The organism is Nitrospiria bacterium, assembly GCA_036397255.1.
In the GTDB taxonomy this organism is placed as follows: Bacteria; Nitrospirota; Nitrospiria; order DASWJH01; family DASWJH01; genus DASWJH01.
This window is the reverse complement of the sequence record DASWJH010000086.1, coordinates 1-8,758: the sequence shown is the minus strand read 5'-3', so window position 1 is coordinate 8,758 and position 8,758 is coordinate 1. Positions and strand designations below refer to the sequence as shown.

Annotated in this window: 7 protein-coding genes; 5 read left to right on the top strand and 2 right to left on the bottom strand. The window is 45.5% G+C overall.

Annotated elements, in window-relative coordinates; genetic code table 11:
• Positions 1-500: 500 nt before the first annotated feature.
• A complete protein-coding gene (locus VGB26_11490; GenBank protein ID HEX9758400.1) occupies positions 501-2,516 on the top strand; it encodes a DNA topoisomerase VI subunit B in 2,016 nt (671 codons plus the stop codon).
• Between the two features lie 6 nt (positions 2,517-2,522).
• A complete protein-coding gene (locus VGB26_11485) occupies positions 2,523-3,629 on the top strand; it encodes a DNA topoisomerase IV subunit A (GenBank protein HEX9758399.1) in 1,107 nt (368 codons plus the stop codon).
• 306 nt (positions 3,630-3,935) lie between these two features.
• Here VGB26_11485 and VGB26_11480 read toward each other — a convergent pair whose 3' ends face one another.
• Positions 3,936-4,355 carry a CBS domain-containing protein gene (locus VGB26_11480; protein ID HEX9758398.1) on the bottom strand — a complete coding sequence of 140 codons (420 nt, stop codon included), beginning with the start codon at positions 4,353-4,355 and terminating at the stop codon, positions 3,936-3,938.
• A 184-nt stretch (positions 4,356-4,539) separates the two neighbouring features.
• Positions 4,540-5,475 (bottom strand): retropepsin-like aspartic protease, encoded by a 936-nt coding sequence (locus VGB26_11475; protein ID HEX9758397.1) that lies wholly within the window; start codon positions 5,473-5,475, stop codon positions 4,540-4,542.
• A 501-nt stretch (positions 5,476-5,976) separates the two neighbouring features.
• On the opposite strand from VGB26_11475, the gene nuoK reads away from it, so the two are divergent.
• The 3 genes from nuoK to VGB26_11460 form a co-directional block, all read left to right on the top strand.
• On the top strand, positions 5,977-6,279 hold the full coding sequence (nuoK, locus tag VGB26_11470) for an NADH-quinone oxidoreductase subunit NuoK (GenBank protein HEX9758396.1): 303 nt from the start codon (positions 5,977-5,979) through the stop codon (positions 6,277-6,279).
• Positions 6,280-6,304: 25 nt separating this feature from the next.
• Positions 6,305-8,245 (top strand): NADH-quinone oxidoreductase subunit L, encoded by a 1,941-nt coding sequence (gene nuoL / locus VGB26_11465; GenBank protein ID HEX9758395.1) that lies wholly within the window; start codon positions 6,305-6,307, stop codon positions 8,243-8,245.
• A gap of 286 nt (positions 8,246-8,531) precedes the next feature.
• Positions 8,532-8,758: transposase (locus VGB26_11460; GenBank protein HEX9758394.1), on the top strand; the 227-nt coding region annotated here is incomplete at its 3' end.

Below are 8,758 nucleotides of genomic sequence, written 5' to 3'. Positions count from 1 at the left end.
CCCATGAAAACGGGGAAAAGTCAACGAATGTTGATGAAGCGTACTCGAAGATGCGAAAACAGGCGGACATCTGCGCACCATGGCGGTTCCCTCTGTCCAAGTTCAATCTAAATGCGCATTAAAATACAGACTCTATTTAGTGTGGTTATTAAAAATAACTTCATTTATTTAAATGTGATTCTTGGCAGTAAGGTACCGGTGACAAAGAAACAGAATTTAGTGGTTTTAATTCCTGGATTCCCGCTTCTGCGGGAATGACGGGCTTGATTTATTGATGGTATTTCGGAGACACAACCCCAGTGCTTGCTTTCCATAAAACACTTAACTTCATTCCCTCAGTTTTTAATTGGGAACCTATTGATTTTGCGGGACTTCCTCTTACGTGGGAATGACGGCTGAGATTTATTCATGGTATTTCTGGGACAGATCATTGGATGAATTTTAATGTTTGGAAGTTGTAATTATCTAATAAACCTTTTCACGGAGAATTGAGAGGGCAAATGTCAAAAAGTAGTAGCAAGTCCAACCCCAAAAAGTCCACCAAACGTGTTTCCGAAGCGAAGGCGACTTTATCGGCAGTGGAAATGGGGGCGCGTCAGAGGGAGATTTCTGTTTCGGAGTTTTTTACCAAAAACCGGCACCTTCTTGGATTCGACAGTCCTCGAAAAGCCCTGCTGACCTGCGTCAAGGAGGCGGTGGATAATGCGTTGGATGCTTGTGAAGAAGCCGGGATTCTCCCTGACGTGGTCGTAAAATTGGATGTGGTATCAAACGGAGGTCCCCCTGTTGCACCCAGCCAGGCAACCCGTTTCCGGATTACGGTTATTGATTATGGGCCGGGTATCGTCCGTCAGCAAATTCCCCCCATTTTTGCAAAGCTGCTTTACGGGTCAAAGTTTCACCGTCTTCGCATGAGCCGGGGACAACAGGGGATCGGTATATCTGCTGCGGGCATGTACGCACAGCTGACAACCGGCAGACCCGTTCAGATTATCTCCCGAACGGGTGAGAAGACACCTGCACATTACTTTGAGGTCCAGATCGACACCAAAAAGAATGAGCCCCGGATTCTTGAGAAAAAACAGATAGACTGGGAAAATCACCGTGGAACCCAGGTGACCCTTGAGATCGAGGGCCGATACCAAAAGGGACGCGCGTCGGTGGAGGAATATCTGGAGCAGACCTCCATCGCAAATGCCCATGTTAAGCTGGTCTACATCACTCCGGAGGGGGAAACCAAGGAATATCCCCGGACCTACCACGAACTTCCCCCAACACCCCGTGAGATTAAGCCTCACCCCTACGGCATCGAGTTCGGGATGATGCTTAAAATGCTTCACGACACAAGGAGCCAATGGGTATCTGGATTTCTGTCCAGTGATTTTAGCCGTATTTCCCAGAATCTTGCCGAAGAGATCTGTAAAACCGCGAAAATCCCTCCCCATGCCAGACCCCGAAACATCCACGGACAGGATGCCGAAAATCTCTATAAGACCATACAAGCCACAAAGATTATGGCACCGCCGACCAATTGCCTCTCTCCTATTGGAGAAAAGGCGATTCTTTACGGTCTTTATAAACAAATTAAGGGGGAGTTTTATACGGCGGTGAGCCGCCCCCCCGCTGTCTATCGAGGAAATCCTTTTATTATTGAGGCAGGGTTGGCCTACGGCAAAGGGCCGGAAGAAGGGGGCAAGACCCAGGAAGAAAAAAAGAGGCCTTTTGCAGAGGGAGAGCATCAGAAGGGGGAAAGTGAACTAGCCCGCGTGATCCGCTACGCGAACCGTGTTCCGCTTCTATATCAGCAAGCGGCCTGCGCGACCTTCAAGTCCGTTCTTGAAACCACCTGGCGGAATTATGGGGTTTCCCAGTCCAAGGGTGCCCTTCCCGCGGGCCCCATGGTCATATTTGTCCATATGGCTTCGGTCTGGGTTCCTTTTACTAGTGAATCCAAGGAAGCGATAGCTGACTACGATGAAATCCGAAAAGAGATCCGGCTTGCTTTGCAGGAATGCGGGAGACGGCTTGGAATATTTCTTCGAAGGCGGGAAAGGGCCAAAAGCGAGTTCCGCCGTCGAAACATTTTTGAACTCTATATTGATGAAGTGGTGGAGGCCTGTAACCGACTGAAAGGGGGCAAACTGGCCAAAGAAAAGCTCAAGGAACAGCTTCAGAAGATTGCTATGAAACGGACAGGGGGAGAGAGAACCGATGAAGCCCTTGGGAAAACCGGGAGCGGACCAGAGGGCCTTCCTCATTCAATTATCATGACTCCGGAGGGTCTTGAAGGAGAGGTTCCAACCCTCCGTGAGGTTTTACCAGTGCAGGCCGAGCTTTTTGAAGAGGTGGGTCCCAAGAAGGGAAGATCCAAAAGATCTACACGATCTTTGGGTAAGGCCAAGACTTCCTCAAAGGGTGGAGGTAAAGGGGCAAAAGGAAGCCAGCAGGTCTCCAAGAGGAAAACCGGGCCCCAGACCGAAAAAACCAAAAAAAGCGCAACGCGCAGAAAGAAATAAGACATCATGGGCCAAAAAAAACAAAAAAAGGCTACGGTGGTTGAGAAAAAACTCATCGGAGTGGCGGATGTGGTCATCAACGCTGCCCAAAAGAAGAAAGACCCCACCCTTTCCATCCCCGTTCGCTCCCTCTCGAATATCACATTCAGCGAGCGAAAAGGCATTCTGGAAATGGGAAAAAAGAAACAGGCCCGGTCTTTTTTCAATGTAGGGATGGCCAAAAAGTTTATGCAGACCATTCTGGTTGCGGATGCCCTTTCCGAGCTTCAACGCGCGGACCTTACAACCTCTTTAAGGGAGATTTACTACCGTACGAAACACACCATTAAACACTCCCATGAAAATACCTTTGATACGCAAAATGAATCAGACCCCATTATCGAAGATCTGGAGGTGTCGTTGGAAGCCCTTCGGGAAGAGCTTCATGTTCGTGCCGAGAACGGGGGGAGTGTGGTAGGACCCCTGGTACTGGTAGATGACGGTGACCGGGTGGACTGTACTAAACTGGGGAAAGGGGGTTATTCGGTTCCATCTATTGTGGAACCGGAATACCTCGAGATTAAAAAATGCACGGCGGATTTCGTACTTCTCGTTGAGAAGGGGACCCAGTGGAACCGGCTCTCTGAAGATAAGTTTTGGCGTCGGTACAACTGTATCCTTCTTACCGGAAACGGGCAGCCGCCCCGAGGCGTTCGGCGTCTCGCCCGGAGGTTGAATGAAGAAAAGAAACTTCCGGTCTATGTCCTTGTAGACAACGATCCGTGGGGCTACTATATTTATTCGGTGGTCAAGCAGGGATCAATTAACCTCGCTTTTGAAAGTCAACGAATGGCCATTCCTAAGGCCAAATTTATCGGACTCTCCAGCGCTGATCCCGAACGCTATGGCCTCCCTCGGAACGTGGGGATCAAGCTCAACGATAAAGACATCGCCCGTGCCCGGGAGCTTCTCAACTATTCTTGGTTCCAGAAAATCCCGTGGCAGAAGGAGATCAAGAGGATGCTTTCAATCGGCCTCAAGTACGAACTAGACGCACTTGCAAACAAGGACTTTCAGTACCTAACCAAAAAATATCTGCCCAGAAAGCTCAAAGAGAAAGATTGGTTGGATTAGTTTATTGTCCCAAATTATTTTAATAGATTCCGATGTCATTCTGGTTATTACCGTCATTGTGGAAACGGGCCGGATTCCAGTATTTTTAAAGTTCTAGATTCCCGCTGGCACGGGGATGAACTGCTTGATTTATTCAAGGTATATCGGGGTCTAAATAATATCCTGTTTTTTTTATGAGGATGCAATTCCAGGAAAGGACAAACCGTTTGGGTTTGGTTAAAAAAATCTTAAAAGGTTGAATTTTTTTATAAAAAAAGCCCTCGGATTAAAGGAAGCGGAGGTGAAACCCGTTATTCCTTCTTCAGGTTATTTCCCCTCTACCCGATCGAGGAGATCAAGGGTATACCTCAGGATGTCCAGGGCTGAAATGATACCCACCAATTGTTGATCGTGGTTCATAACCGGTAAGCCGCTGAATTTGTTTTCTGCCATCAACTCGATGGCTTGACGGATATCCGCGTCTTGATGAACCGTAACCGCATTATGGGTCATTACGCCTAAAATACTATGGGTGAGTTCAGTTTCATTTGCAGAGCCTACGCCAAGGGGCGGCCGTCCGATCACTTGTTTGATATCACGATCGGAGACAATTCCGATCAGCATATTTCCATCCATAACCGGAAGCCTTCGGATGTCGTGCTGATACATCAGCAAAAGAGCATCCTGAATCGTTTTTTTAGATTCGATGGTATGGGGGTTGGGTGTCATCATTTCTTTGACAAGCATGGTTTTTCCGCCTTTCCGTAGAGTGTAAAGCTTCTTTTTGAGAAAATCCCCTAGCTTTATATCGCCATTATCCTATTTTTATACCCAAACTCTATATGAGAAGAGTCACCATTATTCTTGATCCGGGTTAATTTTTCAAGGGGGAAATCAATTCCTTTTCATTGATGGGAAAAGGAGAAGGGATTTAATATTTTCTCCAGCTCAAGGGAACAGCGTGTTGGATAGCATAACGGTTGAGTTTATCATATAACTGTTCTGCGGCTTTAAATTGGTCCCCTGCAAACCCTCTTAATTTTTTGGTCATATTGGAAACAGCTATTGAATTTCCTACGTCCCGATCAATTTTTTCCTTGTATTCTTTCCACGCATCCCTGAAAGCCCCAAAAGTGGTAAAGTTGGTTCTCCACCAAACTTCATCGTGTCCTCCAGGAGAATTAGGGTCTTGGGGAACTTCTTCAAAAACCATAACGTGTTTACGGGGATCAATACGGATGGAATAGTTTGACATAAAATCCATCCCAACCAAACCTTCAAAGGAATCTGAAATGGAGGATACTACCGTGGTTGGGATAAAATGGTCTTTTGCCCCTCCCACCTCCACAGTGTCAATGATCGTCCGGATGGCAGGGACGGAACCCCCAATTCCCCCTGCGTTTACGATCAGTTTGGTAGCATCTTCATCCATTAACCCTAACTCTTCAGCCAATTCGGGTGAAATAATTAAACCGGGGGCTCCGGTATCCAGGACCATTGGGGCGGTGACAGATTCATTAAAGGTGACGGGAATAATGATTCTCCTGGCCATGCCCTCATAGGGGTCATAGGGAATTTCAAATGTTTGGGGTTTATCCTCTTTTTGAAGCGCTTCAAGGAGAAGGAGTTCCTCGGTTTTTTTTTCTTCTTTCCGCTGTTTCTTTTTTTCTTTTTCCTGTTCTTCAAATGATTCTTTCAAGGTATTTTCCCTAAATTGAGGGGGAATTCCCGCGGAAGAGTCGGAAAAATGAATGATTCCATTTTCATCGATCCATTTATAAAAATCTTCTGATAGTGTTTCTGAGCCAATTATAAAAAATATTCCTAATATCAATAAGGACAATTTAATTTTCAACCCAATTTTCATTTTTCTAACTCCTTCCCACAGGATTTTTTTGTTTCATAGGAATTCCCTGCCTTTGAAGGGAGGTTGTTGAACCTTTTAATTGCTGAACCAATATCATCAATGGTGTTAAGTTCCAAATTCATTCAAGCGATTGGGTTGAACTTATTTAAATATAACAGATATCTTAAATGGGTAAAGGAGGCTATATCTCGGAGAAGCCTTACCTAAGAGGGTGGTTTAGAGAGAGAATAAGGGTTTTTAGATTTTGCGGATAAAATGCATTAAGGTTGAGTTTGTTTTTTTAAGCAACATAGTTTTCCAAATTTAAGTATTGATTAATTTTTTAAGGAATAGTAATCTCAATTCTTTTAAAATTATGCAGTTGCGCTCCACCCTTTGCCGTTTCTGATTTATCAAATCCGAGGCAAAAAGATTGGTTTTATATATTGTTTTTTTCAAGTGGAGCGGCTATCAAAACATTTTTTTAGTTTAGTTTCGATTAGGAAGGAATTGAAATAACCAATGGTCGATCTTTATTATTATTTGGTTTTAAGTTCCATCGTCTTTATTTTGGGTGTGGTAGGGGTTCTGATTCGTCGGAATATCATCATTATCCTACTTTCCATTGAATTAATGTTTAATGCGGCCAATATTAATTTTGTAGCGTTTGCACATTACCTCCAGTCCATAAATGGGCAGGTATTTGTCTTTTTTGTCATGACCGTGGCGGCAGCGGAAGTCGCAATCGGTCTGGCCATCATTATTGCAGTCTACCGTCATCGTGAAGTTCTCAATGTTGAACAGATTAACTTAATGAAGTGGTAACTGAGCCCTGGTTTTAAAAATCCCCATGCTAACCTACGTTCTGATTCCTTTACTTCCTTTATTGGCCTTTATCATCATCGGTCTTTTTTGGACTTTTTTCCGCAACAAAAGTCATTGGATTGCAGTTCCTGCTGTCCTTCTCTCCTTTGTATTATCTATCCTGACCTTTTTTGAAGTGGTGGGTGGGAAGGTTGTCCAAGCCGACCTTTACACCTGGATTTCCTCGGGGCATTTCCGTGTTTCCATCGGTTTTCAAATCGATTCTTTAACCGTGGTAATGCTTTTATTGGTTACCTTGGTGAGCAGTTTGGTCCATATTTATACCATTGGATATATGAAAGGGGATCCGGGGTATGACCGGTTTTTTTCCTATATTGCCCTGTTTACCTTTTCCATGCTGATGTTGGTCATGGCCAATAACTTTTTACAGCTTTATTTCTTTTGGGAAGCGGTTGGGCTTTGCTCCTACCTTCTCATTGCCCATTGGTATGAGCGGAAGTCCGCCTGTAATGCTGCCACCAAAGCTTTTGTGGTGAACCGGGTGGGAGATTTTGGGTTCGGTTTAGGAATCATGTTGATTTTTTTAATGGTGGGAAGCATGGATTATGAGACGGTTTTTAACCAACTTCCCGCTCATCAAGGAGAAACCCTCAATCTTTTAAGCTGGCTTGGGGGGGATTGGCAGGTGGGGGCCATAACGCTCATTGCATTGCTTTTGTTTATGGGTGCCATAGGAAAATCTGCACAGGTCCCACTTCATACCTGGCTTCCGGACGCCATGGAGGGACCCACTCCTATTTCTGCCTTGATTCATGCCGCCACCATGGTCACGGCTGGTGTTTTTATGGTTGCTCGAATGAATCCCATCTTTAACCTTTCACCCGTTGCAATGGAGACGGTGGCCATTGTAGGGGGGATCACCGCCCTTTTCGGTGCCACAATTGCCTTGACTCAAAATGATATTAAACGGATCGTGGCTTACTCTACGGTGAGTCAACTCGGTTATATGATCATGGCGTGTGGACTAGGGGCTTATGTGGCTGGTACTTTTCATTTGCTTACTCATGGGGCTTTTAAAGCCCTACTTTTTTTGGGGTGCGGAAGTGTGATTCACGCTTTGGCTGGGGAGCAGGATTTAAGAAACATGGGTGGACTCAAAAAAGTGATGCCGGTAACCTATATTACTTTTTTTATCGGGGCATTGGCACTTTCCGGGATACCTCCCTTTGCGGGTTTTTTTAGCAAGGATGAAATTCTTTTGAGTGCCTTTCAGCATGGCGGGATGGGGAAATTTCTTTGGGTGATTGGGTCCATCACCGCTTTTATGACGGCTTTTTATATTTTTCGCTTGGTGTTTTCGGTTTTTCATGGTTCCCCTCGTGCACCTGACGAGGTCATGAAGCATGCCCATGAATCGCCCCGGGTAATGACCCTTCCCTTAATCCTATTGGCTTTTTTTTCCATCATTACAGGCTGGGTTGGCATTCACTCCGAGAATTTTAACCTGATTGGCCCCTTCCTTTCCTCGGTCTTATCGGGGTCCGATAGTGAAGGGGCAGCGGTTTCGGGAGGAGGCATTTTGGTTTTAAGCATTTCGATCCTTGCGGGAATCGGTGGGATTATGTTGGCCTATCTTTTTTATTATGTGAATCCCAATTTGCCGGAGATCTTGGTTCAACGGTTCCGGGGGTTATATCTTTTATCTTTCAATAAATGGTATGTGGATGAACTTTATGATTTTCTGTTTGTCAGGCCCACAGTAAGGTTGGCCAAGGGATTATGGCATTATATCGATGTGACGATCATTGATAATGGTTGTGTAAACGGGGTGGCCAGAGCCATTCAGGCCTGGGCGGCAAATCTTCGCCAAATTCAGAGCGGTCAAATTCAACATTATGCCATTGGAATGGCCTTTGGTGCCTTGGTTATCGGATTGATTTATTTGGTGGTTTATTCTGGGATCTAGGAGCCTGAGCAATTAGTCTTTATTGGATTAATTTTATTAGGGATATGATAAAGTGTGGGGATTAGAGACTCAATTTGGAGGAGCTCCATGTTTCGCCCATATGATCAGGACCAAATGTTTCTATTGCCACCGAGCGTAAAAGAGTTCATTGATGAGAGACATCCTGCCCATCTGATTAACGATATGGTGGAGAAGTTGGACATCAAGGTCTTTATGCATCGATACGGAGAGATGGGGCAGCCGGCCTATTCGCCGCGGATGATGCTGAAGGTGATCTTAATACGGCATGACGGTTGGGGTTTTCAGTTCGCGGAAGCTTTCACGTGCTTGTGGAGAGAATCTGGCCTTTAAATATTTAGCGGGGATGCAGACGCCTGCCTTTAAGACCTTCATTGAGTTTAGAGCGCGGCACCGGGAGGAGATGGCAGATTTATTTGTGCAGACGGTGAAATTGGCCAAAGAGATGGGATTTGCCCTGCTCTCAAGGGTTGCTCTGGACGGCACAAAGATGCG